The sequence below is a fragment of the Corallococcus sp. bb12-1 genome, from assembly GCF_026626765.1.
Lineage (GTDB): Bacteria > Myxococcota > Myxococcia > Myxococcales > Myxococcaceae > Corallococcus > Corallococcus terminator.
On record NZ_JAPNJZ010000016.1, the window covers coordinates 13,059 to 39,558 of the forward strand.

General features: G+C 70.4%; 22 protein-coding genes. 15 read left to right on the forward strand and 7 right to left on the reverse strand.

Annotated elements, in window-relative coordinates:
• Nucleotides 1-5 precede the first annotated feature (5 nt).
• From OV208_RS19225 to OV208_RS19270, 10 genes are all read left to right on the forward strand, one after another.
• A complete protein-coding gene (locus OV208_RS19225; protein ID WP_120531945.1) occupies nt 6-548 on the forward strand; it encodes a DUF350 domain-containing protein in 543 nt (180 codons plus the stop codon).
• 6 nt (nt 549-554) lie between these two features.
• Nucleotides 555-1,430, forward strand: a complete 876-nt coding sequence (locus tag OV208_RS19230) for a hypothetical protein (RefSeq protein WP_267575294.1) — start codon at nt 555-557, stop codon at nt 1,428-1,430.
• A 141-nt stretch (nt 1,431-1,571) separates the two neighbouring features.
• The gene (locus OV208_RS19235; protein ID WP_267575295.1) at nt 1,572-2,888 is read left to right on the forward strand and encodes a chitosanase; all 1,317 of its coding nucleotides are present in this window, start codon (nt 1,572-1,574) and stop codon (nt 2,886-2,888) included.
• A gap of 89 nt (nt 2,889-2,977) precedes the next feature.
• Nucleotides 2,978-4,891 carry an AAA domain-containing protein gene (locus OV208_RS19240; RefSeq protein WP_267575296.1) on the forward strand — a complete coding sequence of 638 codons (1,914 nt, stop codon included), beginning with the start codon at nt 2,978-2,980 and terminating at the stop codon, nt 4,889-4,891.
• 207 nt (nt 4,892-5,098) lie between these two features.
• A complete protein-coding gene (locus tag OV208_RS19245; RefSeq protein WP_267575297.1) occupies nt 5,099-5,287 on the forward strand; it encodes a hypothetical protein in 189 nt (62 codons plus the stop codon).
• 112 nt (nt 5,288-5,399) lie between these two features.
• Complete coding sequence (locus tag OV208_RS19250; RefSeq protein ID WP_267575298.1) at nt 5,400-6,329, forward strand: DUF6310 domain-containing protein; 930 nt, start codon at nt 5,400-5,402, stop codon at nt 6,327-6,329.
• Nucleotide 6,330: 1 nt separating this feature from the next.
• Nucleotides 6,331-7,092: a DUF5953 family protein gene (locus tag OV208_RS19255; protein ID WP_267575299.1), complete on the forward strand. Its 762-nt coding sequence runs from the start codon at nt 6,331-6,333 to the stop codon at nt 7,090-7,092.
• A gap of 42 nt (nt 7,093-7,134) precedes the next feature.
• Nucleotides 7,135-8,016 carry an alpha/beta fold hydrolase gene (locus OV208_RS19260; RefSeq protein ID WP_267575300.1) on the forward strand — a complete coding sequence of 294 codons (882 nt, stop codon included), beginning with the start codon at nt 7,135-7,137 and terminating at the stop codon, nt 8,014-8,016.
• 232 nt (nt 8,017-8,248) lie between these two features.
• The gene (locus OV208_RS19265) at nt 8,249-11,248 is read left to right on the forward strand and encodes a choice-of-anchor D domain-containing protein (RefSeq protein ID WP_267575301.1); all 3,000 of its coding nucleotides are present in this window, start codon (nt 8,249-8,251) and stop codon (nt 11,246-11,248) included.
• A gap of 125 nt (nt 11,249-11,373) precedes the next feature.
• Nucleotides 11,374-13,014, forward strand: coding sequence for a serine/threonine protein kinase (locus tag OV208_RS19270; protein WP_267575302.1), 1,641 nt, complete (start codon nt 11,374-11,376; stop codon nt 13,012-13,014).
• 97 nt (nt 13,015-13,111) lie between these two features.
• Here the strand turns inward: OV208_RS19270 and OV208_RS19275 are convergent, their stop codons facing one another.
• The 3 genes from OV208_RS19275 to ttcA are packed head-to-tail and all read right to left on the reverse strand — an operon-like array spanning nt 13,112 to nt 15,609.
• The gene (locus OV208_RS19275) at nt 13,112-13,936 is read right to left on the reverse strand and encodes a phosphate/phosphite/phosphonate ABC transporter substrate-binding protein (protein ID WP_267575303.1); all 825 of its coding nucleotides are present in this window, start codon (nt 13,934-13,936) and stop codon (nt 13,112-13,114) included.
• Nucleotides 13,937-13,948: 12 nt separating this feature from the next.
• On the reverse strand, nt 13,949-14,773 hold the full coding sequence (locus tag OV208_RS19280) for a tellurite resistance TerB family protein (RefSeq protein ID WP_267575304.1): 825 nt from the start codon (nt 14,771-14,773) through the stop codon (nt 13,949-13,951).
• Nucleotides 14,752-15,609 carry a tRNA 2-thiocytidine(32) synthetase TtcA gene (gene ttcA, locus OV208_RS19285; RefSeq protein ID WP_267575305.1) on the reverse strand — a complete coding sequence of 286 codons (858 nt, stop codon included), beginning with the start codon at nt 15,607-15,609 and terminating at the stop codon, nt 14,752-14,754. Before ttcA ends, OV208_RS19280 begins: the two co-directional genes overlap by 22 nt.
• A gap of 65 nt (nt 15,610-15,674) precedes the next feature.
• Between ttcA and OV208_RS19290 the strand changes: the two genes are divergently transcribed.
• Both OV208_RS19290 and OV208_RS19295 read left to right on the forward strand, forming a co-directional pair.
• The gene (locus OV208_RS19290; protein WP_267575306.1) at nt 15,675-16,844 is read left to right on the forward strand and encodes a ribonuclease D; all 1,170 of its coding nucleotides are present in this window, start codon (nt 15,675-15,677) and stop codon (nt 16,842-16,844) included.
• Nucleotides 16,845-17,115: 271 nt separating this feature from the next.
• Entirely contained in the window at nt 17,116-17,382 is a 267-nt protein-coding gene (locus tag OV208_RS19295; RefSeq protein WP_267575307.1) for a hypothetical protein, read from the forward strand.
• Between the two features lie 13 nt (nt 17,383-17,395).
• Here the strand turns inward: OV208_RS19295 and OV208_RS19300 are convergent, their stop codons facing one another.
• Nucleotides 17,396-18,901, reverse strand: a complete 1,506-nt coding sequence (locus OV208_RS19300; RefSeq protein WP_267575308.1) for a carboxypeptidase M32 — start codon at nt 18,899-18,901, stop codon at nt 17,396-17,398.
• A 42-nt stretch (nt 18,902-18,943) separates the two neighbouring features.
• Here OV208_RS19300 and OV208_RS19305 point away from each other — a divergent pair, with 42 nt between their 5' ends.
• Nucleotides 18,944-19,486 (forward strand): hypothetical protein, encoded by a 543-nt coding sequence (locus OV208_RS19305; protein ID WP_267575309.1) that lies wholly within the window; start codon nt 18,944-18,946, stop codon nt 19,484-19,486.
• Nucleotides 19,487-19,546: 60 nt separating this feature from the next.
• On the opposite strand, the gene OV208_RS19310 is transcribed toward OV208_RS19305, so the two are convergent.
• Nucleotides 19,547-21,175 (reverse strand): peptide chain release factor 3, encoded by a 1,629-nt coding sequence (locus OV208_RS19310; protein ID WP_267575310.1) that lies wholly within the window; start codon nt 21,173-21,175, stop codon nt 19,547-19,549.
• Between the two features lie 129 nt (nt 21,176-21,304).
• Between OV208_RS19310 and OV208_RS19315 the strand changes: the two genes are divergently transcribed.
• Nucleotides 21,305-21,703: a RidA family protein gene (locus tag OV208_RS19315; RefSeq protein WP_267575311.1), complete on the forward strand. Its 399-nt coding sequence runs from the start codon at nt 21,305-21,307 to the stop codon at nt 21,701-21,703.
• 215 nt (nt 21,704-21,918) lie between these two features.
• Here the strand turns inward: OV208_RS19315 and OV208_RS19320 are convergent, their stop codons facing one another.
• A complete protein-coding gene (locus OV208_RS19320) occupies nt 21,919-23,034 on the reverse strand; it encodes a hypothetical protein (protein WP_267575312.1) in 1,116 nt (371 codons plus the stop codon).
• Between the two features lie 164 nt (nt 23,035-23,198).
• Here OV208_RS19320 and OV208_RS19325 point away from each other — a divergent pair, with 164 nt between their 5' ends.
• Nucleotides 23,199-24,104 (forward strand): helix-hairpin-helix domain-containing protein, encoded by a 906-nt coding sequence (locus OV208_RS19325; RefSeq protein ID WP_267575313.1) that lies wholly within the window; start codon nt 23,199-23,201, stop codon nt 24,102-24,104.
• A gap of 54 nt (nt 24,105-24,158) precedes the next feature.
• Here the strand turns inward: OV208_RS19325 and OV208_RS19330 are convergent, their stop codons facing one another.
• Entirely contained in the window at nt 24,159-26,324 is a 2,166-nt protein-coding gene (locus OV208_RS19330; RefSeq protein ID WP_267575314.1) for a Kelch repeat-containing protein, read from the reverse strand.
• Nucleotides 26,325-26,500: the final 176 nt, after the last annotated feature.

Consider the following 26,500-nt stretch of genomic DNA (forward strand, 5'->3'; position numbering starts at 1 on the left):
GCCCCATGGACCTCACCCTCTTCGTCGTCGGACTCGTGAAGGTCGTCTTCGGTGGCCTCGTGGCCGCGCTCGGCATCGGCCTGGGAATGCACGGCCTTGGCCGCCTGCTGGACAGCCACCCGGTGGAGGAGCTGCGCCAGGGCAACGTCGCCGCGGGGCTGGTGCACGCGACGAGCCTCGTGTCGCTGGGCCTGCTGGTGCAGCACGCGCTGAAGGCCACCGGGGACGCGGTGGACATCGCGGTGCAGAACCCGCCCGTGCCGCCCATCGCGGTGCTCCAGTTGATGGGCCTGTCGCTCGTGCACGTCGCGCTGTCGCTGGCGGTGGGCGTGGCGGTGCTCGCGCTGGGCGTGCGGCTGTTCGACAGGATGACGCCGGGCATCGACGAGCTGGCGGAGGTGCGCAAGGGCAACATCGCCGCAGCGCTCATCTTGTGCGCCTTCCTGCTCGTCATCGCTCTGCTCACCGCGCCCGGGTTGCAGGCCACGCTCAACGGGCTCATCCCCTTCCCGCAGCTCCCCACCGGCATGCTGCGCGCGCCCGCCTGAGTTCGCATGGCCCCGCGCTCGTGGATCCGATGGTGGGTGTTGGCACTGGTGGGCGCGGTGCTGATCACGGCCGTGTGGCGCGTGGAGCTGCGCAAGGCAGGCCAGCTCGCGGCGCCCGCGCCGACGGAAGCGGGCACGGGTGCCCCGGTGGAGGCCACGCTGGACCTGGGCACCGTGCTGGTGCCGGAGGGCACGCCCCCGGACCGCGCGCATGCGTATGACTGGCGCGTGGAGGGCCTTACGCCCGCCCGGCAGCAGGTGGCCTATGGCCTGGGCGAGGCGGTGGAGCGCGGGTTGGAGCAGGCGCACCGCGACTACAGCGTGCGGCTGCGCTACCGCGCCATGGGCCCGGAGCGCTTCACGTACGTGGCGCCTCCGGGGTGCGGCACGGACATGCGCTGCATCTACGCGGAGCTGATGCACAGCAACGCGGAGCCGGTGCGCATCCTGGGCGAGCGCTTCGCCACCTCCATCCGCGAGCGCGACCTGGACGCGGCGCAGGCCACCGAGCTCATCCTCGGCTTCGTGCGCCGCATCCGCTACGAGCTGCCCGGGGATGAACCCTTCGGCATCGTCCCGCCGGGGCTGGTGCCCGCGCAGGACCGCGGCGACTGCGACTCCAAGGCGGTGCTCGCGCTGATGCTGCTCAGGCAGGTGGGCGTGGACGCGGTGATGCTGTACTCGGATGCGCTGGCGCACGCGGCCATCGGCGTGAGTCTGCCCGGCACCGGCACCCGCATCCCCTTCGCAGGACGCGGCTACCAGTACGCGGAGCTCACCGCGGACGGCTGGCCCCTGGGGATGATTCCGCCTCAGTACGACAAGCCACAACTGTGGCGGGTGCTGCCACTGCCGGACGCTCCGGCGCCATCGTCGGGTTGAGCGCGGCCTTCGTCGCCTCGCGCAGCTCCGCGTCCGCCCGCCGCGCAAGACTTGGAGTTTACTATAAATTCCAATATTCCAGCTTTGGCGGGGATGCAGCCTCACGGCCAGCCTCCACCGTCCACGACAGGGAGCAGGCACATGGAAGCGAAGCGTTCACAGGGCGGAGCCCGTCGGTTCTTCGTCCTCACGGGGCTGGCGGCGCTGGCCGTCGGATGTGGTGCGGCGGGCGAAGTCGACGTCGGAGGAGCACCGGGCGCGCTGGAGCAGGCGCTGGGCGCGTGCACGCACTCGGTCACCACGAACACGTATGTGGGCGCGGACTACTGGGGCACGCTCGTGTTCAAGAACACGGGCACGGTCGCAATCGCCAGCCCCCAAATCTCCATCGACGTGCCGTCGGGCGTGACGTGTGACGATGATCAACCCGGCTGGACGCACACGCAGTCGGGCCGCACGTGCACCTTCACGCGGACCTCCGCGCTGACGGTGGCGGTGAATGCGTCGCACACGTTCTACTATTCCACCACCTCCAACACGTCGTTCACCGCGGCCAACGTGAAGGTCCAGTCGGACAGCTGCGGCACCACCACGCCCCCCGACGGCCCGGGACTCACCGCGAACCAGAAGAAGGTGGCGGAGGCGCTGACGAGCATCTGGGAGAACGACACGCCCACGCTCAACTACGCCTACGCGGAGAACATCCAGGACGGGCGCGGCTACACCAACGGGCGCGCGGGCTTCTGCACCGGTACGGGTGACGCCATCCAGGTCGTGCAGTGCTACCGGGCGCTGCGCACGGAGGCCAATGGCAACCGGCTGGCGAAGTACTGGAACGGGCTCACCGTCATCAACAACCGCTTCCTGTCCACGGGCCAGGACCAGGCGGGCACGTCGGAGCTGGACGCCGTGGGCAACTGGACGGCGGACTGGGCGGCGAGCTTCAACACCGCCGCGACGAAGGCGGACTTCAAGCAGTGCCAGGACCAGGTGAGCGACGCGCTCTACTACACGCCCATCATGAACGAGGCCACGCGCTGGGGCTTCACCCAGGCGCTCACCAAGGCGGCGCTGTACGACGCGGCCATCAACCACGGCGAGAGCGGCGTGAAGGCCATCATCCGCAGCGCCAACACGGCCCTGGGCAACAGCGGACAGGTGGCGCCGGTGATTGGCTACAACGGCATCACGGAGAACGCCTGGCTCCAGAAGTTCCTGGAGAAGCGCCGGGACGTGCTCGCGGGGGACTCCACCTGGGTGGAGGCGGTGGACCGCGTGGCCGCGTACGAGAAGCAGCGCCGCGTGGGCAACTGGAGCCTGGGCACCGCCTTGCGCAACGACGTGCGCGCCCGCGACTGCTGGGGCACCACCTATCCGGCCAGCGGCTACACCGTGCGCCTCATCAACCCGGACGGCACCTGGAGCACGCCCTCCTCGTCCACGTACGCCTGCCAGTAGCGGGACAGGGCATGGGGCAGGCCACTGCCTGACACGGGCCGTGACGGCGCGCTGGCCGCCGGGGCGCCTGTGGTGGCATGACCTGTCCCATGGCCCGTGACGTCTCGTTCTTCGACAAGCTCGGCTCGCTCCTCGCCCAGGAACGCGAGGCCGAAAAAGCCCGCACGGTCGCGTTCGCGCAAGGGTTGTCCCTGCGCGAGCGCGAGGAGCAGGGCCTGTCGGTGTTGGACCTGGAGACCGTCGAGGAGGAGGTGGGCCTGGGGGGCCGCATCCTCCTCACGCTCGCCCGCGCGGACCGGGGGCGCCTGCCCACCCGCCTGTCCAACGGCGACTTCGTGGCGGTGCTGCCCCGCCGAGCGGAGGTGAAGGACCCGGCGAAGGCGCTCGTGTCGCGCGCCTCCTCCACCCGCATCCAGCTCGCGTTCGACCGCGACCCGCCCGCGTACATCTCCGAAGGGCTGCTGCGCCTGGACGTCGTCCCCAACGACATCACGTACGAGCGCGTGCGCGCGGGCCTCCAGCGCGTGAAGGCCCTGGACAAGGGCGCCGAGCGGCACAAGCGCGAGGTGCTGCTGGGCAACGAGCCCCCACGCTTCGACAACACGAAGGACTTCACGCCCAGCCGTCCGCTCAATCCAGAGCAGTTGGACGCCACGAAGCGCGCGCTGGCGGCGGAGGACTTCTTCCTGGTGCACGGCCCGCCCGGCACCGGCAAGTCCACCGTGCTCGCGGAGGTGGCGGCCCAGGCCGTCGCGCGCGGGGAGCGCCTGCTGTGCACCGCGGCCAGCAACGCCGCCGTGGACCACCTGTTGGAGTTGTGTCTGGAGAAGGGCCTGAGGGCCATCCGCGTAGGCCATCCGGCGCGCGTCGCCGCTCGGCTCCAGGAGCACACGCTGGACATCGTGGTGGAGGAGCACCCGGACCGAATCATCAGCCGCGACCTGTTCGATGAAGCCTTCGACCTGTTCGGCTACGCGCGCCGCCAGCGCAACCAGGGCCGCAGCCGCGAGCGCTTCTCCAACGCCCGCTCCTCCACGTCGGAGGCCAAGGACCTGATGGACGAGGCGCGCAAGCTGGAGAAGAAGGCCGTGAGGGCGGTGCTCGCGAGGTCCGACGTGGTGTGCGTCACGCTCGCGAGCCTGGGCTCCGGCATCCTGGCCGGCGAGGAGTTCGACCGGGCGCTGCTGGACGAAGCCACCCAGGCCACCGAACCCCTGGCGCTCCTGGGCTTCCTGCGCGCGCCCAAGGTGGTGCTCGCCGGGGACCCGCAGCAGCTTCCGCCCACCGTGCTGTCGCAGGAGGCGTCCAAGGCGGGCCTGGGCGTGAGTCTCTTCGAGCGGCTGCTCAAGGACCACGGCGACGACGTGAAGCGCATGCTGCGCGAGCAGTACCGGATGAACGCCACCATCATGGCCTTCCCCTCGCGGGAGATGTACGCCGACGAATTGCGCGCCCACCCGTCCGTGGCGGAGCGCACGCTCGCGGACGTGCTCACGCCCGGCGCGGAGGTGGACGCCCCGCCGGTGCTCTTCCTGGACACGGCGGGCAAGGGCTTCGACGAGGAGGTGGAGCCCACCACGCACAGCCTCTTCAACCCGGGCGAAGCGGACTACGTGGTCGCCCGCGTGCGCCAGTTGCTGGCGTTGGGCCTGTCCCCGCGCGAGGTGGCCGTCATCGCGCCCTACAGCGCCCAGTCCCGCCAGTTGCGCGAGGCGCTGGAGGCGGTGCACCCGGAGGTGGAGGTGGACACCGTGGACGCGTTCCAGGGCCGGGAGAAGGACGCCGTGCTGGTCAGCCTCACCCGCTCCAACAGCGAGGGGCAGCTGGGCTTCCTCAACGACCTGCGCCGCATGAACGTCGCGCTCACCCGCGCCCGCCGGCACCTGTTCGTCGTGGGGGACTCCGCCACCCTGAGCAGCCACGCGTTCTACGCGCGCTTCATCGAAGGCACCCAGACGGACGGCGGCTACCGCTCCGCCTGGGAGTGGCCTGACCCAGCCTGAAACATGTTTGTCATTCCAACGACTTCGGGTTGCCCTGTGGTGCTACGCAAGGAGTGCGACCCAGGTGCCCGAAAATTGTCGGCTCGCTGAACGAATTTTGTCACTCGCTCCGCCGCCAGCCGGGGAGACGGCCGGATATCAGGCGTTTGGCTCAAGCCCAGGGGTCGGCACGAAGGATGCTTCTGTGTCGGGGCAAGGAGGGGAGCAATGTCCCAAGCGCCTGTGGTGACCAAGGAGAATGACGTCTGGGTGATTCGGATTGAACGGCCCAACGGCAAGGTCCAGGAGTACCGCTGCGCCACGGAGAGCCAGGCCCGGCAGTTGGCGCTGGTGCTCGGCCGTCCGGACTCGGGCGGCCCTCCGCGTCCCGCCTCGTCGTCCAGCAACGCCGCCTGAGTTCAAGCCAGGGGCGGCGATGCACGCCGCCCCGGTCCGAGCCGACCCAGCGTTGTCGCACGGCCTCGCCCGACCTTGACCCGACGTGTGTCGGGTGTGAAGGGGCGGGGCCATGCGCTTCCGTCCATTCCTTGTATTGCTGTTCTTGTCGGTGGCCTGCGCCACGACGGAGTCGCGTCCGCGTCCGCCGGCGGTCCGGCTCGGCAACCTCCAGCGGGCTGCGGCCTTGCCCTGGATGGACGACGGGCGATGCGTCGTCCGGGAGGCGTCCCAGCCCTGGTCCGGGGTGGTGGAGCGGTGCTTCCACGCGCTCGACACCCGGAGGATCCGCTTTCGCGATACCGCGCGACGGTGCTCCGTGGCTTCGGCGGATGCGGCCACGCTGGAGATGATGGTCGGCGTCTGCCTGCTGACGCAGCCGGAGCTCGTGGTGGGAGCCGTGGTCGTCGTCGGCCTGGTGGTCGTGGCGGTCGCCATCCATGAGGAGATGGAGGCTTATGAGCTGAGGCCTTCGTTTCCCGACGAAGGCTCCCTGGAGGAGGCCGCGCCGGAAACCGTGCCCGTGGCCCAGGAGTCCGGGACGCAACGGAAGCCCGTGCCGGATCCGTCTCCCGCCGGGCAGGACTGGTTCCCGCCGGAGCCTCCGCGAGACTCGGATCCGCGAGAGCGCCGTCCGGAGTGCACGCCCCAGCCCGTGCAACACCTGGGTGGGGATGCCCTGCACAACATGTGCGCGGACAGGGTTCCGTTGAACGGGTTTCCCGGCTTCGATGTGCTCGTCAACGGGAAGCGGTTCGATGCGCTGCAACTCCGCGCCCGTGTGCTGTGGGAGATCAAGACCGACAACTTCGATACGTACTCGCGCGACCTGCGAAGAATCGTGATCAGCAAACAGGTGCGAGAGCTACGGCGGGAGCTCGAACTCGCCAGGGCCTGCGGCTTCGACTTCCGCATCGGCGTGCGGAGCGCAGCACACCGAGCCGAGCTGGAGTTCGAGGAGCCGGAGCTCAAGGATATCCTCGTCGTCATGGACTGGTGCTGACATGGCGGACTCGCAAAGCAACGAAATCAGAATCATCGTCTACGGACCCGCGCTCAGGGGCGATGATGGTCGCCCCGCGGCCATCGTGAATGGATTGGAGCGTGCGTTCCCTGGCCAGCGCCTCGTGTGGACCACCGCCGAAGACGGGCAGCGCACCCTCCTGACGGAACGCGATGCGTGGCTCGCCCAGCAAGAGATGAACGGAGCGTTTCCGTTCCTTCACAACTGCGATGAGAGTGACTTCGTGTCGGTCAGCGGCTGGGACGGTGAGGCATTCCACTCTTCGGGCGGACAGGCCCAGCTCGAAGTCCATGCGGATGTCCCCCTGAGCGCGGCAGGCATCGCGGTGACCTCGGACGTGCTGGAGGCCATCGCGGAGGCGGCACATGCCTACTGGGGACACGCGGCGCCGTTCGACGCGGGGTTGGACATCGCACGCCAGACGAGAAGCGGAACACCCCCTTCGACCCCGCCTCCACGCGGACTCCCGGCGCTCAGAAACCCCAGGGACATCCGCTCGCCGGAGATTCCGCAGCGTCTCGGGTGGCTCTGCTACTGGTCCGCCGCCGCCGCCCAGGTCATTGGCTTCCCCGACCCCGCGCGGGACGCGGACCTGCTGTCCCGGTCGCGGCGCACCGCCTCGGGCGGCTGGATCGTCCAGCTCACGGACACACCGCTGGACCTCGACAACCCGGCCCACCTGGACGCGCTCCTGCGCGCCTACGAGCGCTTCCCCGTGATTGGCGGACGCGCGGCCCCTTGAGGCCCACACCCCGTTCCTGACACACGGGCAGGAGGAGCCACCATGCCCACCGTCCCCTTCGAATCACTCACCCTGGATGCCGAGGGCCTGCCGCTGCACGTGCGCCAGCGCCACCCGGGCGGAACGCCCACCGTCCTGTTCCTCCACGGCTGGCTGGACCACTCGCACAGCTTCGACCCGCTCTGCGAACACCTGCCCCGGGACTGGCGCACGGTGCTGCTCGACTTCCGCGGCATGGGGGAGAGCGGCCACCTGGGGCCCGGCGCCACCTACCACTTCAGCGACCACCTGCTGGACGTGGAGGCCACCCTGGACGGGCTGTCCCTGCCCTCCGTGCACCTCGTGGGGCACTCGCTGGGAGGCATCGTCGCGCTCGCGTACGCCGCCGCGCGCCCCGAGCGCATCCAGAGCCTGACCCTCATCGAAAGCCTGGGCCCCTCCGGAGGTCCGCCCACGGGCGCGGTGCAGCGGCTGCGCGGCTTCCTGGATGACGCGCGCCGCCCGCCCAACCGCAAGCGCTACCCCACCGTGGAGGCCGCCGCGGAGCGCCTGCGCCAGGCCAACCCCACCCTCTCCCCGGACGCGGCCCTGCTCTTCGCCCGCCACGGCACCCACCCCACGCCGGAAGGCGAGCTGGCCTTCAGCTTCGACCCGCGCCACCGCCGCCGCTTCGGCCAGGGCTTCGACGAGGACCAGTGGCTGGCCCTGGAGGCCGCCGTCACCTGTCCCGTCCAACTGCTGCGCGGAAGTGAGGGCCTGGCTCCTTCCCCGGACATCCTCCAGGGACGACTGGACGCCTTGCGCACCCTGGTGGGCCCACCCCAGGTTTTCGACGGCGGCCACCACGTCCACCTGGAGCAGCCCCAGGCCGTGGCCACCGCGATCGCGACCTTCGTCCAGGGAAACGTCCGGTATCCCCCCTGAAAAGATGGGGGTGAGGGTTGGCAAAAGGTCAGGAAAAACCTTTCACCCTCCAGGGCACCCTGTTTCCCTCCAGCGCTCACTTGGCCGCCAATCCGCGCGCCAAGTCCCTGATTTCAGGTGGATGTCCCCGCCGGCCCAGCGACGGCACGGGACTTGATTAGACCCTGCCCGAGATGGATCACGTGTCCCGGGCATCCGTGTGCGTGTGGGTTGGAAGGGTGGGGAGCGGACAATGGTGAAGGGGTGGAGGGGTCGGTTCGTCCTGCTGGCTTCGTTGATGGCAGGGACGCTGGCGTGTCACGAGGAGGACCAGACGCGCGGAGTGCAGGCCACCGCGGTGCTGGACATGGAAGCGCTCGACTTCGGCGAGGTGCCGGTGGGCGAATGGCGTGAGCGCGAAGTGCGCATCCGCAACGTGGGCTACGTGCCCTTCTCCGCGCTGGAGGCGCTGGGGCTGGGCAACAATCCGTCGTACCAGGTGGAGCTCACCGAAGGTGGCGGCCGCGTGCCGCCGGGCGAGTCTCACGTGGTGAAGGTGCGCTTCCATCCGCTCGCCGAAGGCCCCGTCGAAGAGACGCTGCGCGTGACGACGGACGCCAACGTGGGCTCCCTGAACCAGCTGCCCGTGCGCGGCCTGGGCACGCCCACGAACATCGGCGTGAACCCGCCGGTGCTGGACTACGAGACGCTGGAAGTCGACAGCGACCGCGTGCTGGAGGTCACCGTCACCAACCCGGTGGACCTGCCCCTGACGTTGAAGGTCGCGGGCGACCAGGCGGATCCGTTCACGCCGGACACCATCACCGTGCCGCCCAACAGCACCCAGGTCATCCGCACCAAGTACCTGCCGCGCGCGCTGGGCCAGATGGGCGCCCGCCTGGAGGTCGTGTCGTGCGAGACGTGCACCCCGTCCGTGGTGGACCTGAAGGGCAACTCCGTGGCGAGCGCCTTCGCGTTCGACCCGGCGCCGGTGCCCTTCGACGAAATCCCGGTGCACGAGCGCACCGAGTCCTTCACCCGGGCGCGCAACATCACCTGGCGCCCCGTCACCATCTCCACGCTGGCCACCAGCGACACCGCCTTCTCGCCCCTGTCCAAGCCCGAGGGCTCCACGGTGCAGCCGGGCGAGGTGGTGGAGATGCGGATGGAGTTCGCCGCGCGCTTCTCCGGCCCCAACGTGGGCAACCTCACCGTGGCGTACGCGTCCGACAAGGCGCGTGAGTCGCGCGTGATGCTGGATGCTCGCGGCGGCCGGCCCACGCTGGCCGTGGCCCCGGTGGCGCTCGACTTCGGCGAGCTGCCGGTGGGCGGCAAGGTGGAGCAGGTCATCCGCATCACCAACGCCGGCAGCAACGGCCCCCTCACCTTCACCGGCGTGCGCGCTGAAGGCGACGCGGTGCAGTTCGCCGTGGCCACGCCCACGCGCGGCACGCAGAACTACCCGTGGAAGGCCGGCACCTGGCCCGCGCTGGAGGCCAACGGCCTCCAGATTGCCCCGGGCGACGACGCGCTGGAATTGAAGGTCTACTTCGAGCCCAAGACGGAAGGGCCCTTCACCGCCACGCTCTACGTGCAGTCCAACGACCTGTTCACGCCCGAGCGCGCCATCACCCTCACAGGCCGCGCCCGTGCGAGCGGCCCGTGCGTGTATGAGCTGCTGCCCCAGCCGTCGCTGGAGTTCGCCAACGTGGCCCCGGGCCGCGGCGCGGTGCTGGGCTTCTACTTCCGCAACCCCGGCCGGGCCGAGTGCGCCATCAAGAACGTGCACCTGTCCAACGACGGCGGCGGCGTGTTCACCATGCCCGGCGGTCCCATCACCGGCGGCGTGGTGCTCTACGACACGGCCTTCAGCTCCATGATCTCCTTCCGGGCGCCCACCACGGGCGGTGAGTTCAACGGCGAGCTCCAGCTCACGGTGAACAACCCCGCCTTCCCCACGGTGACTCTGCCCATCCATGCCGTGTCGCAGGCGTCCTGCCTCGTCGCCACGCCGTCCTTCGTGGACTTCGGGCCCATCCGCTACGACTGCGCCGCGAAGCCTCGCAAGACGTTCATCTCCAACCGCTGCAGCGAGCCGCTCACCGTGGCGGACGCCATCATCGGCAACGGCACGAGCAACCAGTTCTCGCTGATGACGCCCGTCACCGCGCCCGTCACGCTTGGGCCGGGCCAGGGCTTCGAGATGGAAGTGAACTACGCCCGCAATGTGCTGGGCCAGCACTTCAGCCCCATGTACCTGCGGGCGGACACGGAGCCCAACGGCTTCCTCGTCCCGCTGCTCGCGGAGACCAACCACGAGGGCATTCAGGTGGACCGCTTCACGCAGGGCACCGACAGCCAGTTGGACGTGCTCTTCGTGGTCTCCAACACCACCACCATGGACACCTACCAGCAGCGCCTGAAGTCCGCGATTCCCGGCTGGCTGGAGCGCGCCAAGGAGCTGAACGTGGACGTGCGCGTGGGCGTCACCAGCACCGGCCTCGTGCAGCGCACGGGCCTGTGCGGCGGCGGCGCCAACGGCGGTGAGGCCGGTCGCCTCTTCCCGGTGGACAGCAGCCGCGCCCGCGTCGTGTCCGGCACCAGCGCCAACGCGGCGGCCACCATCCAGTCCAACCTGGGCGTGGGCCTCTGCCACAACCTGGTGCAGGGCCTGGAGACGATGCGCCAGGGCCTCTCCGCCCCACTGTCGGAGCAGGCCGACGACATCCGCACGCCGCAGCCCAACGACGGCAACCTGGGCTTCACCCGCGCCGCGGCCCGCATGGCCGTGGTGGTGCTGGCGGACGAGGATGACCACTCGGGCTTCGAGCCGGACAGCTACATCCAGTTCCTCCAGACGCTGAAGGGCACGGGCATGTCCCAGCGCAGCAACCTGCACGCCCTTGTCCCCACCAGCACCGCGTGCACCACCGCCGGACCCAACGCGGACCGCTTCGCCGCGGTGGCCAAGGGCACGGGCGGTTCAGTGGGCTCCATCTGCGAGGGCGACTACCGGGGGTTCCTGGACCCCATCATCCAGCAGGCCGGTGAGCCGCAGGCCGACTTCACCCTCACCGCCCAGCCGGACGGTACCGGGGAGCTGAGCGTGCGAGTGAACGGCCGCGTCATCCCCAGCAACCAGTGGCTGTACGACACGGGCCGCAACGCCATCATCTTCAACGAGGGCTCGGTGCCCACCCCGGGCCAGTCCGTGGAGATCCGCTACCGCAGCATCTGCGCCCCGACGCCGTAGGGGGTTGCCCAAGACTCGTGACGCAGCGCGGCCGGGCCGGTCCCCAGGGGGGCTGGCCCGGTTCGCGTTTTCCGGGGTGACGGACTTTTGAGATCCGCGCGGGCGCGGCTATCGTCACGGTCGGAGTGGAAACGTTCGGCCGCTATGAATTGCTGCGCAAGCTGGCCACCGGCGGCATGGGGGCCGTCTACCTTGCCCGGCAGAAGGGGCCGGTGGGCTTCCAGAAGCTGCTGGTCGTGAAGCGGCTGTTGCCCCACCTGTCGGAGGACGACGAGTTCCTCCAGATGTTCCTGGACGAGGCGCGCATCGCGGCGCTGCTGAACCATCCGAACATCGCGCAGATCTACGAGATGGGGGATGTGGACGGGCAGTACTACATCGCCATGGAGTACGTGCACGGCGAGCCCTTGGGGTCGCTGGTGCCGCGCGCGTCGGCGCACCCGGGTGGATTCCCGCTGGGCCTGCGCTGTCGCATCATCGCGGAGGCGGCGGCGGGGCTGGACGCGGCGCACAACGCGCGCAGTCCGTCCGGCCGCAAGCTGTCGCTGATCCACCGGGACGTGTCGCCGCAGAACGTGCTCGTGGGTTTCAACGGCGGCGTGAAGCTCATCGACTTCGGCGTGGCGAAGGCGCAGGGCAAGCTGTCCCAGACGGTGGTGGGCACCATCAAGGGCAAGCACGCGTACATGTCCCCGGAGCAGGCGCGGGGCGAGCCGCTGGATGCGCGCTCGGACGTGTTCGGGCTGGGGACGGTGTTCTACGAGCTGCTCACCAACGGGCGCCTGTTCAAGCGTGAGTCGGAGATGGCCACGCTCAAGGCGGTGGTGGGCTTCAAGATCGTCCCGCCGTCGGAAGCGGTGCCGGGCATTCCCAAGTCGCTGGACGCCATCGTGTTCAAGGCGCTGGCGCGCAAGCGCGACGACCGGTTCTCCACCGCGGGCGAGCTGCAGCTCGCGCTGGAGGAGTTCCTCCAGCAGGAGAAGCTGCACGGCACCAGCGCGCACCTGGCCGCGTTCATGCGCGACGTGTACGCGGACGAACTGGAGGAGGAGCGCTTCGCGGCCGAGCCGACGATGATCTACTTCGACCCGCGCCTGATGGCCCGGCCGGGCGCCGCGGCCCCGAAGGTGACAGGGACGCTGCCGGCCCAGGGCAAGGCGCCCGCGAAGCCGCCTTCGCCGGAGCCGTCCGCCGTGAGCCAGTCGTCGACGAAGGCCGCGGCCACGCCGGAGGACTCCGGGGTGGCGCGTCCGCCGGAGCGGCCCGTGCGGACGAAGGAGAACTCCGGCCTGAGCCGTCCCGAAGCGCGGCCGGTGCGTACGAGGGAGAACACCGGCCTGAGCCACGCGGACACGCGCCCCGTGCGGGGCGATGAGGACGCGGGCCGGACGGGTGAGAAGTCTGCCGGATCCACGCCGGAAGGGCCCGTGGCGTTCAGGCCGACCGCGAAGCCCGTGCGCACGTCGGAGGGCGCCTCCGGCAGTCGTTCCGCCGCGAAGGCCGTGCGGACCTCCGAGGACGCCGACAGCCGTTCCGCCCCGAAGCCGGTTCGCGCGCAGGAGGAGGCCGCCGACAGCCGCGCCGCCCCGAAGCCCGTGCGCGCGCTGGAGGGTGCCGCTGACAGTCGCTCCGCGTCGAAGCCGGTGCGTGCGGCGGAGGACTCCGTCGGGGGCAAGGTGCCCGCGAAGGGAGCCCGCGCCTCCGAGGGCTCCGTCTCCAACGCCCGGCGCCCCACGCGCGGCAACGGCCCCGACTCCGACAAGTAGGAACCAGGCCCGCGGGCGCGACGCTCCCGCCAAGGAGGCCGTCTTCGCGTGACGCCGTGGCCCGCCTCCGCCCGGACTCACCGGGCGGACATCGCGCCTACAGGCTCGCCAGCGCGACGCGGTACAGCGCGCGGTAGCCCATGCGCGGGGCGACCTCGAACCGCTCCGCGTTGAAGATATCGCCCAGGAGCGCCTGCCCGTCCGGCGTGGACTGCAACCCCAGCAGCGCCGACTCCAGCGACGCCACCAGCGGCGCCGGCAACCCCATGGCCACGGGCACGCCGTCGTTGGGCGCCTCGTCCGTGTAGGCCAGCAGCTCGAAGCGCGAACCCATCCCCTTGCCCAGCACGTCCTCCACGCCCGCGGCGAACGTCAGCCCGGTGGAGGCCGGCGGACAGAACACGCTCGTCACATCCGCCTTGCCCCCCAGCACCGCATCCAGCGCGCCCTGGTACGAGCCCGTGAACTGCTGCGACACGAACGCCCGCGACGGCTCCAGGCCCTGCGTCTTGAGGTACGCGCTGGGCAGCAGGTAGCCCGCCACCGAATCGCGGTCCACCCACGCCGCCTTGGCGCCCTTGAGCTTCTCCAGCGTCAGCCCGGAGCCCGCCCGGCCCACCAGCGCGGAGCGATAGCTGGACATGCCCCGGCGCACCCCGCGCACCAGCACCCGCACCCCCATCGCCTCCATGCGCGCACACACGAAGGGCGGCGCCCAGGCGGCATCCGCCCGCCCGGACAGCAGGTCCTTGGCGAGCGTCTCGTAGCTGGTGGCGACTCCCACCTCCACGAGCTTGCCCAGCGCGCGCTGGAGGAATGACGCGAGCCGTTCCGCGCGCTCGCGCGCCGTCTCACTGCCCAGCGACGGCGGCAGGCCGAAACGGAAGGAGTGCCGTGAACCGGAGGGGACGTGCGGGGTCATTCCACTCCCTGCTTACCCCTGCTGGTCCAACCGCGCCACTTCATCGTCCGCCAGACCGAACGTCGCCTGGAGCAGGTCCAGGATGCGCTGCTCCGCGTTACTGGTCCTCCCGGACGCGTGGGCGATCTTCGTGGCCAGCTGGTACGCCTTCATCCGCTGCGAGTGCGTGGCCAGCCCGTGCGCCAGCACATGCAGTCGCTGCGGCAGGCCGTCCGACGCCAGCGCCGCCACCGACTCGCTGACGAAGCCCTGCGCCCGCTCCGGGCTCACGTTCTGGAAGAGCGGATCCGCCGCGAAGCTCTCTACCATCGCCCGGGCCTCCGCCTCCTTCAACTGGCCGTCCGCCGCCAGCACCAGCACCATCACCTCCGCGAACAGCCGCTCCACGGGCTCACCCAGCGCCTCGGACAGGCTGCCGCCCTGCTCGATGACGTCGATGATCTGCGCCACCTCGTCCTCGGAGATGCCCAGCGCCGCCTGGAACGTCTTCAAGAGCCCCAGCTCCGAACGCGTGGCCCGCTGATCCGCCAGCGCCACCGCCGCCGCCAGCCCGAACGCCAGCATCCGGTTCTTGTGGTCCGGCAGCCGCCGCCGCAGCGACGCCAGCACCTCTTCCAGGTTGCGCGCCTCCGACAGTCGCGCCGCGCTGGACTCCACCAGGAGGTTCAGTTCGCCCGCCTGCGTGCCCTCGAACTCCGGGCGCTCCAGCACGCGCGCCAGCAGGGTCTGCATCTCGCGCTGGGACACGCTGCCGTCGGCCATCGCGGCCAGCAGCATCGCCTCCACCAGCGCCGCGTTGCGCTCCTTGCGCGTCTTTATTGCCTGGTCTCGAGCCATGGACTGGCGCTCCCTTGCGTGTCGTCGGTGGGGGGGGGAACCACGGGCCCGTCTTCATTCGCGTTCAGCGGGTCCGGGTTCAGGGTCTTGTCCAACAGATGCGTGGGCCGCACGTTCGACATCGCGTTGAGCAGGCTCTGGCGGACGTTGGGGATCTCCTTGCCCAGGTCCTCCACCAGCCTCTGCATCCGCTTGCGCTGCAGGTTCTCCTGCGAACCGCACAGGTCGCAGGGGATGATGGGAAACGCCTTCGCCTGCGCGAACTGGATGATCTCCTTCTCCGGCGCGTAGCACAGCGGCCGGATGACCACGTTGCGCCCGTCGTCGCTCTTCAAGAGCGGCGGCATCGCCTTGAGGCTCCCGGCGAAGAACATGTTCAGCAGCATCGTGTGGATGAGGTCGTCGCGGTGGTGCCCCAGGGCAATCTTGTTGCAGCCCAGGTGCACGGCGGCGTTGTAGAGGATGCCCCGGCGCAACCGCGAACAGACCGAGCACTGCGTCTTCCCCGGCGGCGTCTTCTCCAGCACGATGCTGTAGGTGTCCTCCTTCAGCATCTTGTAGGCGTACCCCTCGCGCTGGAAGTAGCCCTCCAGGATGTGACCGGGGAATCCCGGGTGTCCCTGGTCGAGGTTCACGGCGAGGAGGTCGAACTTCACGGGGGCCCGCCGCTGCAGCTCTCGCAGCAGGTGGAGCATCGTGTAGGAGTCCTTGCCCCCCGACACGCCCACCATGATGCGGTCCCCGGCCTCGATGAGGCGGAAGTCCGCGATGGCTCGGCCCATGTGGCCAAGCAGGCTCTTTTCCAGGCGTTGGGCGTCGTTCATCGGCGGGGCCATCCTAGCGGCGGTTCGGGAAAAAACACGTCAAAGGGGCGGGCCGGTCCGCTAGCCTGCTCCCCGCGATGCCGACCTTCCCTCAAGGTGCCCTGGATGTGGTGGACGCAGCCGGCGCGGAGGCGGCCACGCGAGTGCTCGAATCCGCGCCCGAACTGGCGGTGGACCTGGAGGCGGACGCGATGCACGCCTTCCGCGCCCGGCTGTGCTTCCTCCAGTTGGGCACCGACGCTGACATCTTCCTCTTCGACACGCTCCAGCCGGGCGTGGACCCGCGCCTGCTCGTCCCCCTCATGGCGGACCCGGAGCGCACCAAGTTCTTCCACGCAGCGCAGGGCGACCTCCAGTTCCTCGCCGAAGCAGGCGTGCGGGTGCGCGGCCTCTTCGACACGCACCGCGCGGTGACGCTCCTGGGCTGGCCCAAGGTGGGCCTGGCCGACCTGGCCCGGGAGAAGCTGGGCATCGAACTGCCCAAGGAGCACCAGCAGTCCGACTTCGCCCTGCGCCCCCTGCCTCCGGGCATGCGCGACTACATCGCCAACGACGTGCGCTACCTGGTCGAATTGGGCCGGCAGGTGCGCGACGCGTGCCGCGAGGCGGACATCCTGGAAGAGGTGCTCCTGGACTGCGCGCGGATGTGCGACGAGGCCGCGGCCCGCCCGGAGACGGGCGCCGAGTACAAGCCCAAGCTGTCGCGCAGCGGCCTGTCCTCGACGCAGTACGCGCTGGCGCACGCCATCGCCCAGGGGCTGCACAAGCAGCGGCTGGAGTGGGCGGAGAAGGACAACGTGCCCATGGGCCGGATGCTGTCCAACATGGCCATCACGGACCTGGCGCTGAAGCAGCCCAACACCCACAAGGACCTGGCGCGCGCGGCCGGCGTGCGCGGCGCCGTGGTGCGCGCGCATGGCGACGCCATCCTCGGCCTCATCCGCGAGCAGCAGGAGAAGGCCGCCCGGGGAGAGCTGGACCTGGACCGCGAGACCAAGGGTCCGCGCGACCCCCACCGGCGCAAGCGCGAGGACGCCCTCAAGGCCTTCCGCATCGACCAGGCCACGGCGCGCAAGGTGACGCCCAGCGTGATCCTCACCAACCCGCTGATGGACGCGCTCGCGGCCCAGCCGCCCGCGAACACGGAGGCGCTGACCCAGTTGCCGTACTTCGGGGAGAAGCGGGTGCGGCTCTACGGTGAAAAACTCGTCGCGCTGCTCGCGCCCTACCCAGTGCTGGGAAGCTGACGTTTCCCGGCACGTAAAGACGGGCCCGCCCGAAGCGCGCGAAATGCCTGGGCATCCCTGGGGCGCGCGGTGTCCAGGGGCCCCGGAAGCGGGTGTTCAGGCCCCATCTGGACCCCCGGTGCAGGTTGCCGGGACAGCGAGCATGCGTACCTTTGTCGCCTCACCCAGGGAGGGCGTGGTCATGTTGGGAGCCAGGGCAGGTGGGGCGCGTACAGAGGTTTCCCGGTGCATCGCCGCGAGCCTGCAGTGCCAGACCTCCTGCGAGGAGGGCATGGCGCGGCTGAAGGCGCAGGGCCTTCCGGCGGACGCCGACGCCGTGCGCCTGCTGCGCCAGTGCGCGGAGCTGTGCGAGCTCAACGTCCGGGCCCTCCAGAAGGAGAGCCGGCTGTCGCGGCGCACCGCCAGCCTGTGCTTCGAGCTGGGCAGCCAGGTGGCTCGCGCCGCGTGGCTGGAGGCGCAGGACCCCGCCTCCAATGCCCTCGCGCGGGACGCGCTGCACCTGGCGCGCGCGTGCCGTCCGCTGGTGTTCGCAGCCTGAGCGGACCTCCCCGCTAGAGCGTGACGCCATACAGCGCGCCGTACTTGGCGCGCAGGTACACGAGGAAGTCGCGATCCGTCAGCCCTGCTCCGGTGACGGCCTGCACGCGCTCCTCGGCGGGCAACCGGAAGCCGTGCGAGTGCACCTGGGCCCGCAACCATCCCCTCAAGGACGACGTGTCCCCCCGGGCGAGGTGCGCGTCCAGCTCCGGCAGCGCGCGTGAAGCCGCGGCGTGCAGTGACGCGGCGTACAGGTTGCCCAGCGCGTACGTCGGGAAGTAGCCCAGCTCGCCCCAGGCCCAGTGGATGTCCTGCAACACGCCCTGCGTGTCGTCCGGAGGCGTGACGCCCAGGTAGCGCCGCATGCGTTCGTTCCACGCGGACGGCAGCTCCGACACGGGCAGCTCATCGCGCAAGAGCGCCAGCTCCAGCTCGTAGCGCAGGGCGATGTGCAGGTTGTACGTCACCTCGTCCGCCTCCACGCGGATGAGCGAGGGCGCCACGTGGTTGATGCCCGCGTGGAAGCCGTCCAGGTCCACCTCCCCAAGCTCGCGCGGGAAGGACTCCTTCAGCGCGGGGAAGTGGTGCACCCAGAAGGCGCGGCCGCGTCCCACCAGGTTCTCCCAGAGGCGGGACTGGGACTCGTGCAGGCCCATGGAGGGCACCGACGCCAGCGGCGTGCGCAGCAGCTCCGGGGCATAGCCCTGTTCGTACAGGCCGTGGCCTGCCTCGTGGAGCGTGCCGAAGAGCGCGGACAGGGGGTGCGTCGCGTCCAGGCGCGTGGTGAGCCGCACGTCGTGCGCGTGCTGGCTGTTGGTGAAGGGGTGGATGCTGACGTCCTGCCGGCCCGCCTCCAGGTCGAAGCCCACCGCCTCCAACAGCCGCATCGTGAAGCGCCACTGCTGGGCGGTGTCGTAGGCGCGTCCGTCCAGGAACGCGGGCGCGGGCCGCCGCGCCTCCGCGATGGCCGCCACCATGGGGATGAGCGCGTCACGCAGCGCGGTGAGCACCGGCGTGAGGCGCTGCACGCGCATGCCGGGCTCGAAGCCTTCGAGCAGCGCGTTGTAGCGCTCGCCGTCGTGGCCCTGCGCGTCCGCCTGTTCGCGCCGGAGCGCCAGGAGCGCCTCCAGCGCGGGCTGGAAGTGGGCGAAGCGCTTCGCCTCGCGGGCCTCGCGCCAGGCCTGGATGCCGGCGCCCTGGGCCTCCGCCAGCGCGGTCACCAGCCGGGCGGGCAGCCGCACCGCGCGCTCCCGGTCGTGGGTGAGCACGCGCACCATGGCCTGCTCGTCGGGCGTCAGGGCCTGGGAGGCAGGGCCCGGTTCGCTGGCGCGGGCCAGCGCTTCGCCCAGGCGCGGGTCCACCAGCCGCTCGTGCTGGAGGGCCTGGAGGGTGGAGATTTGCTGGGCGCGGGCAGGGGCGGCCTTGGCGGGCAGGTAGACCTCCCGGTCCCAGGAGGCCAGGTTGATGACGCCGTGCAGGTCGCACAACTCGTGCATCCGGTTTCGCAGCCAGGTGTCCATGACTGTGTTTCTAACGCGCTTCCAGGGTATGAGGACGCCGCGATGGCCAACATCCTCCAATTCTTCATGGCACCCGACGATGAGGTCGCCTTCTTCCGTTTCCTGGAGCGCCACGTGCTGGAGGTCTACCCCCGGCGCGTTCCCGTGGACTGGAAGCCCTTCCGCGCCAGCATGGACAGCGTTCCCCACCTGCCGGAGGAGGACCTGTACCTCGTGGCCAGCGACATCGGCCCGGCGCTGGTGGACAAGGTGAAGCGCGGGAAGGACAAGGGCTCGTGGCGCATCGACGAGGTGCGCTCGCCCGTCATCTTCATCGCGCGCTCGCGCCGCAACGAAGAGGGCGAGCTGCTCAGCGGCCAGATGTGGGTGGAGTTGGAGGTGACGTCCCAGACGGGCCGGCGCGACGCCGCCCCGGACAAGTTCCGCCGCCTCTACCTGGAGGTCGAAGAGTTCATCAAGAAGACCTTCCGCCGCGGCGACCCGAAGGACTTCTTCGTCGGCCCCAAGGCCGCGCGCCTCTTCAAGGAGGGCCTCGTGCTGCGCGATTCCGCCTTCCGGGGCGGCACCGTGGTGCCGCACAAGTAGCTCGCTGCCTTCCGGGGCGGTGGGAGGCGCGCGTTGCCGCCTCCCTGCCCCGCGTCGGCGCTAGCTTCCGGTGGCGACCGGGGTCGTGGCGCGAATCATGGGCGCCTCGGCCACGAACTTCAGCTCCGGGTGCTTGTCCTCGGCGTGCTGGAGCGCCCAGTCGTCGCGGAAGAGCACCAGGGGCAGCCCGTCACGGTCCTGCACCGTCTGCCGGTTGCCTTCCCAGTCGAACGAGCGCGGGTCGAAGTTCGCACCCACCACCCAGCGGGCGTGGCTGAAGGGCAGCCGGTCCAGCGCGATGCGCGCGCCGTACTCGTGCTCCAGGCGGTACTGCAGCACTTCGAACTGGAGCGCGCCCACCACGCCGACGATGGGGTCCTTCATGCCCATGCTCAGCTGCTGGAAGATCTGCACCGTGCCCTCTTCGGACAGCTGCTCCAGGCCCTTCTCCATCTGCTTGCGACGCAGCGGATCCTTCGAACGCACCACCGCGAAGAACTCCGGGCTGAAGCGCGGCACGCCCTCGAAGGCCACGTCCGTGGCGCCTTCGGCCAGCGTGTCCCCGATGCGGTACTGGCCCGGGTCGAACAGGCCGATGACGTCCCCCGGCCACGCGTCCTCGATGGAGGTGCGCTCGGCGGCCATGAACTGGCTGGGCTTGGCGAGCCGCACCTCCTTGCCCAGTCGCGAGTGGAACGCGTTCATGCCCTTGACGTAGCGGCCGCTCACCACGCGCATGAACGCGATGCGGTCGCGGTGCGCGGGGTCCATGTTCGCTTGAATCTTGAAGACGAAGCCCGCGAACTTGGGGTTCGTCGGCTCGCGCTCGCCCGTCGTGGTGAGGCGCGAGGAGGGCGCGGGCGCCAGGTCCAGGAACGCGTCCAGGAAGGGCCGCACGCCGAAGTTCGTCATCGCGCTGCCGAAGAACATGGGCGTCAACTGCCCGGAGTCCGACTTCTCGCGGGTGAACGCGTCACCGCCGATGTCGAGCAGCTCGATTTCCTCGTTGAGCTTCGCCAGCTCTGATTCGGAGAGGAAGTTGAGGATGTCCGGCGAGTCGATGGCCACCGAGCGCTCAGTGACTTCCGACTCACCGTGCGACCCTTCGGCGGAGAACACGTGCACCACGCGCGCCTGCCGGTCGTAGACGCCCCGGAACTCCGGCCCCATGCCGATGGGCCAGTTCATCGGGTAGGAGCGGATGCCCAGCACCTGCTCCAGCTCGTTCATCAGCTCCAGCGGTTCGCGGCCGTAGCGATCCAACTTGTTGACGAAGGTGAAGATGGGGATGCCGCGCATGCGGCAGACCTTGAAGAGCTTCTTGGTCTGCGGCTCGACGCCCTTGGCCGCGTCGATGAGCATCACCGCCGCGTCGGCCGCGGACAGCGTGCGGTAGGTGTCCTCGGAGAAGTCCTGGTGGCCCGGGGTGTCCAGCAGGTTCACCGCGTGGTCGCGGTAGGTGAACTGGAGCACCGACGACGTGACGGAGATGCCTCGCTCCTTCTCCAGCTCCATCCAGTCACTGGTCGCGTGCCGCCGCGCACGCTTGGCCTTGACGCTGCCGGCCAGGTGGATGGCGCCGCCGTAGAGCAGCAGCTTCTCCGTCAGGGTTGTCTTTCCCGCGTCGGGGTGGGAGATGATGGCGAAGGTACGTCGCCGTGCGACCTCCCGCTCTAGCTCGTTGGCCATGATCCGAGGCCAACTATCACGGGCGGTCTTTCCTTGCAGCTTGCAAGCAGCGCCTGGAGGCCCGGCCGGGCTCCGGCCCTCCCACAGGCCCCCTCCCCGCCCCCTCGCCGCCCCTCCTGGAGCCACGCCATGCAGCGCACCCTCCATGCCACCGACACCCCCTGGGAGCCCCGCGTGGGCTACTCGCGGGCGGTGCGCGTGGGCCCCTTCGTCTCCGTCTCCGGAACCACCGCCACGGATGCCCAGGGGCAGCTCGTGGGTGAAGGCGACGCGTACCGGCAGGCGGCCCAGGCGCTCGCCAACATCCGCTCGGCGCTGGAGGCGGTGGGGGCTCGGATGGAGGACGTGGTGCGCACGCGCATGTACGTCACCGACATCTCCCGCTGGGAAGAGGTGGGACGCGCGCACGGGGAATGCTTCCGGGACATCCGCCCCGCCACGTCGATGGTGGAGGTGAAGGCCCTCATCGACCCGAGGATGCTGGTGGAGATTGAAGCGGACGCCGTGGTGGCGTCCGCGCTCGGCTGAGGGCGCCGGGCCCAGGAGCCTGAGCGCATGGCCCCTGGATGCGCCGGGCCGGGCAGACGGGCCCATGCACGAAGCCCGTGGATGCGCCGAACCTGGCAGACCGGCCCGTGCGCACGGACCTGGATGCGCTGGGCCGAGCGCATGGGTCCGAGCGCACGGAACCGGGTGCGCCAGTTCGAGCGCACCAGTCCGAATGCATCGGGAGGAAGCCGCCCTCAGAACTCCGAGCTGACGTCGGCGGGCACGTCATCCGGCGCGCCGGGGTTGCCGGGCTCGGGGGACAGGTCGTCGCCAGTGCCTTCGGGAGGCGTCACGTCTCCGCGCAGCTCCGGCCCACGGCAATCCTGGACGGTGCCCACGCGGCTGCCGGCCACCTCCGTGCAGGACTCCACACGGCCGCCGTCCGTGCACTGGAGGAGGACGCGGAACTGCTCCTTCTCCTGCGCGTCCCAGCACGCACTGCCGACGTAGTAGGTGTTCGCCGCGATGTCGCCGCCCCAAGCGCGGAGATCCGCGCGACCGCCGAGTCCCGGGATGTGGCGCACGGAGGTGAGCACCTTCTCCTTCGCGGAGGTGGCGGTGCTGCCCAGGTTGTACGCACCCAGCACGCGCACGCGCGTGACGCCGGTGGCCTGGAGCTTGTGGCCCACGAAGGCGCCGGTGACGGCTTCATGCTGCGCGGTGTTGGGGGTGAAGTTCGCCAGCCGGTACGCCAGCGACTTGCTGCCCTGGCCGAAGTGCGCGAACGACATCATCAGCTTGCCCTGGCCCGCGAAGGACGGGGACACCGCCTTCAGGTTGTCCAGGGAGATGACCAGCGTGCCCCGGCCCCGGTGCGCCTCACCGTTGCGCTTGAGCGCGCCAGCGGCGACCAGCTTGTACGCGGTGTCGTCCGTGCTACCCAGCGGCCGGGCCTCCAGCTTCCACTGGAAGCGCTGCCCCACGCCCTTGCGCACGGCGAGCTTGAAGGTCGCGTTGGCGCGGTCCTGAGGGCCGTACACCAGCACGTCGCCGGGCTGCGCGTCGGCGGTCTTCTTCACCAGGTCCGCGAGGGGTACCAGCGCCTGCCGGAGCGCGTCGTTGAGCGCCTTCACCTCCATGCGCGCGCCCTCCAGCATCGCGGCACCTTCGCCGTCGAGCGCGGCCTCCGTCTCCCGCAGGTCCTGCGCGATGAGCGCCGCGCCGTCCTGTTCGAGCGCGTCCGCGTTGAGCTCCAGCGAGGTGCCCTCGAAGTCCGGCAGGGACTCCAGCGCCTCCTGATCATCCACCCCGCCGCACGCCGTCGAGAGCACCAGGGCCGCCCCCACCGCCAACGTCTTGTTCCAGCGCATCGTCATCTCCAGGTCGAAAGGTTCGCGTGACTGCCAGCTGTTCCTTCCAACCCGGCGGGCGTGCGCCGGTTGCGGGCGGGGAATTATTTCCCGCACCGGGCAGGTAGGCGGGTGTCGGCCCGGGGGTGGCTGTCCTCCGTGGCAGGGCCTACCTTGCAGGTACCATGGGCGTCGAATGGAAGAGCAACATCGACATCGCGGACGCGCTGGAGCGGGTCGCGGACCTGTTGGACACGCAGGACGCGATGCCCTACCGCGTGGGCGCGTACCGCAAGGCGGCGGCCACCATCGCAATGTGGCCGGACTCCGTCACGCAGGTGCTGGCGGCCGGAGGCGAAGCGGGCTTGCGGGAGCTGCCCGGGGTGGGCAAGAGCATCGCGGCGGCGGTCGCGGAGTTCGTGCGAACCGGGCGGATGGACCTCCTCGAAAGGCTGGAGGGGGAAGCCTCTCCCGAGAGCCTGCTCGCCAGCGTGCCCGGCATTGGCGAGGAGCTGGCCAAACGCATCCATGAGGCCTTGGCCATCACCACGCTGGAGGCGCTGGAGATGGCCGCGCATGACGGCCGGCTGGAGCGCGTGGAAGGCTTCGGACCCCGGCGCGCGGAGCAGGTGCGCGAGGTGCTGGCGGCGCGACTGGAACGCAACCGGAGAGCGCGCGAGCAGGCGCGGTCCCATGTCCACGAGGATGTGCCCCGACCGTCGGTGGAGCTGCTGCTGCGCGTGGATGCGGACTACCGCCGGAGGGCGGCGGACGGGGAGCTGCGCCGCATCGCCCCCAAGCGCTTCAACCCTTCCGGGGAGGCCTGGCTGCCAGTGCTGCGCGAGCGTCTGGACGGATGGAACCTGCGGGCCCTGTTCTCCAACACGGCACTGGCGCACCGGCAGAAGACCACGCATGACTGGGTGGTCCTCTACTACGACCAGGATGAGATCCGGGGGCAGTGCACCGTGGTGACAGCCCACGGTGGCCCGATGGATGGACTGCGCGTCGTGAAGGGCCGCGAGGACGAATGCCTCGCGCACTACCACCACGGTGAGGCGGAGCACGAAGCACCGCACGCGGGCGCCTGAAGCCCGGCCGTCACCCACGAGGAGCGGGCAGCCTCGCCCCTCGTGGAGGAAATGTCAGGGCGTGGGTGAATACACATCCGCGCCAAGGCGCGCGCCGCCACTCCCACTGCCACCCGCGACCAGCACCCGTCCCGAAGGCAGCACCGCGAGGTCGTGGTGCGTGTTGCGAGAGGACAGGATGCCCGCCGGCGTCCACGTATCGGTGGCGGCGTCGTAGACCTCCGCGGAGTCGAGGACGCCCAGGCCCGAGCCGCCCTCCCCCGTCACCACCAGCACGCGACCGGTGGACAGCTTCGTGGCGTGCGCCAGGTAGCGCGGCGTGCCCAGCGGCGACACGTTCTTCCACGTGCCGAGCGCCACGTCATAGACCTCCGCGGAGCGCAGCGCGCCGTCCGAACCCCAGCCCCCCACCACCAGCACGCGCTGGCCATCGCCCAGTGGCACGGCGACGTGGCCGTAGCGCGCCGTCGCGAGCGGCGACGTGAGTCGCCAGGTCCCCGTGGCCGGGTTGTACAGTTCCGCGGTGGCGGTGATGGTCGCGCCATCCGTGGAGATGCCGCCCATCACCAGCACCTCGCCCGAAGCCAGCGGCACCGCGGCGTGGAATGAACGCGAGTGGGCCATGGCGCCCGTGAAACTCCAGGTGCCGGCGGCCGGGTCGAACAGCTCCACGCTCGCGAGGTTCGTTGCCGAGCCCGTACCCGACACGCCGCCCGTCACCAACACCTTCCCCGAGGTCGCGAGCAGCGTCGCGGTGTGACGCGCCCGGCGCGTGCCCAGGTCCGCCACCGGCGACCAGGTGCCGGTGGTGGGCGTGTACACCTCCGAGGCGGACAGCCACGTGGACGCATCCCGCTGTCCGCCGGTGACGAGCACCCGGCCGTTGCCCAACAACGTGGCGGAGTGCAGGAAGCGCGCGGTCCCCAGGGCCGCGGTGTCCTGCCAGGAGTCCGTCGCCTCGTCGTACAGCGCGGCGCTGGCGAGCGCACCGCCACCGACAGGGAAACCGCCCGCGACCAGCACGGCGCCCGTGCCCAACCGGGTGGCGGTGAGCTGCGCGCGCGCGGCGGCGAGGTTCGCGGCCGGGCGCCACGGCAGCGAGGACGGCCGGTAGCGTTCAGCGGACGCATTGAGGACGCCCGCCTGCGCCACGCCGCCCAGGACGAGCACTTCCCCCGAGGGCAGCAGCGTGGCGGTGTGGCTGATGCGACGCGTGGCCATCCACGCAGTCCCCGCCCAGGTGCCGGTGGCCGGCTCGAAGAGCGAGGCGCTCTCCAGATAGGGCTGTCCGCCGTTGGAGCCGCCCGTGACGAGCACCTGCCCGGAGGTGAGCAGCGTGGCGGTGTGGAAGACGAGGAGCGACGGCAGGCTTCCCTGGGGCGTCCAGGTGTCGGTGGCCGGGTCGTACAGCTCCGTGGTGGCGGTGGCGAGGCTGCCCGCGAAGCCGCCCGTCACCAGGACCTGGCCGGACAGGAGCAACGTCGAGGTATGGCCCGTGCGCTGGACGACCATGGGGGCCGCCGGCAGCCACGTCCCGGTCGCCGGGTCATAGAACTCCGCCGACGCGAGCACGGTGCCATTGGCGCTGGCGCGACCTCCGCTGACGAGCACCCGCCCGTTGGCCAGCAGCGTCGCGGTATGGCCCACGCGGGACGCGACCATGCGGCCGGTGGCGCTCCAGGTGTTCGTCGCGGGATCGAAGAGGAGGGCGGTGGCCAGCGCATTGCCGGCGCCGCTGTCTCCACCCGCGACGAGCACCCGCCCGTTGGGCAGCAGCGTCGCGGTGTGCTGGGAACGGGGCAGGTCCAGGCCGCTCACGGCGGTCCAGGTGTTGGTGTCGGGATCGAACACCTCCGAACCCGCCGCGCCCAGTGAAGAAGTGCCGCCGCCCACCACGAGCACGCGGCCGGACGCGAGCAGCGTCGCGGTGTGACGCTGGCGGTGGGTCGCCATCGCGCCCAGGGAGAACCAGCGGCTGGTGCGCGGGTCATACAGCTCCGCGGCGGACGTGCTCCCGCCAGCGACAAGCACATAACCATTGCGCAGCAGGGTGGCGGTGGGGTCCACGCGCACCGAAGCCATGGATCCAGCGGTGCTCCACGCCGACGTATCGACCAGCGCGGCGGAGCGGGTAACGAATGACTGCTCATCAGGAGAACAAGCCGAGGCGCACGCAAGCGCGAGCGCGGCCATCAGGCCGTTGAAACGGAGACGCATCATCTGAGGGGTGGTCCTTCACTGCACTGCGGGGGGACACGGCTTTCGCCGTGGGGGGGCGGCCCCTTAACCCAAATCAAAGGGAGACACCACCAGTGAATCCCTTTCAGTCCACGTTCCAGCGGTCCGTGCTTCCGTGTCGAACCTCGTGGCGAGGGGGCAGGCCCGGCAAGGCTCCC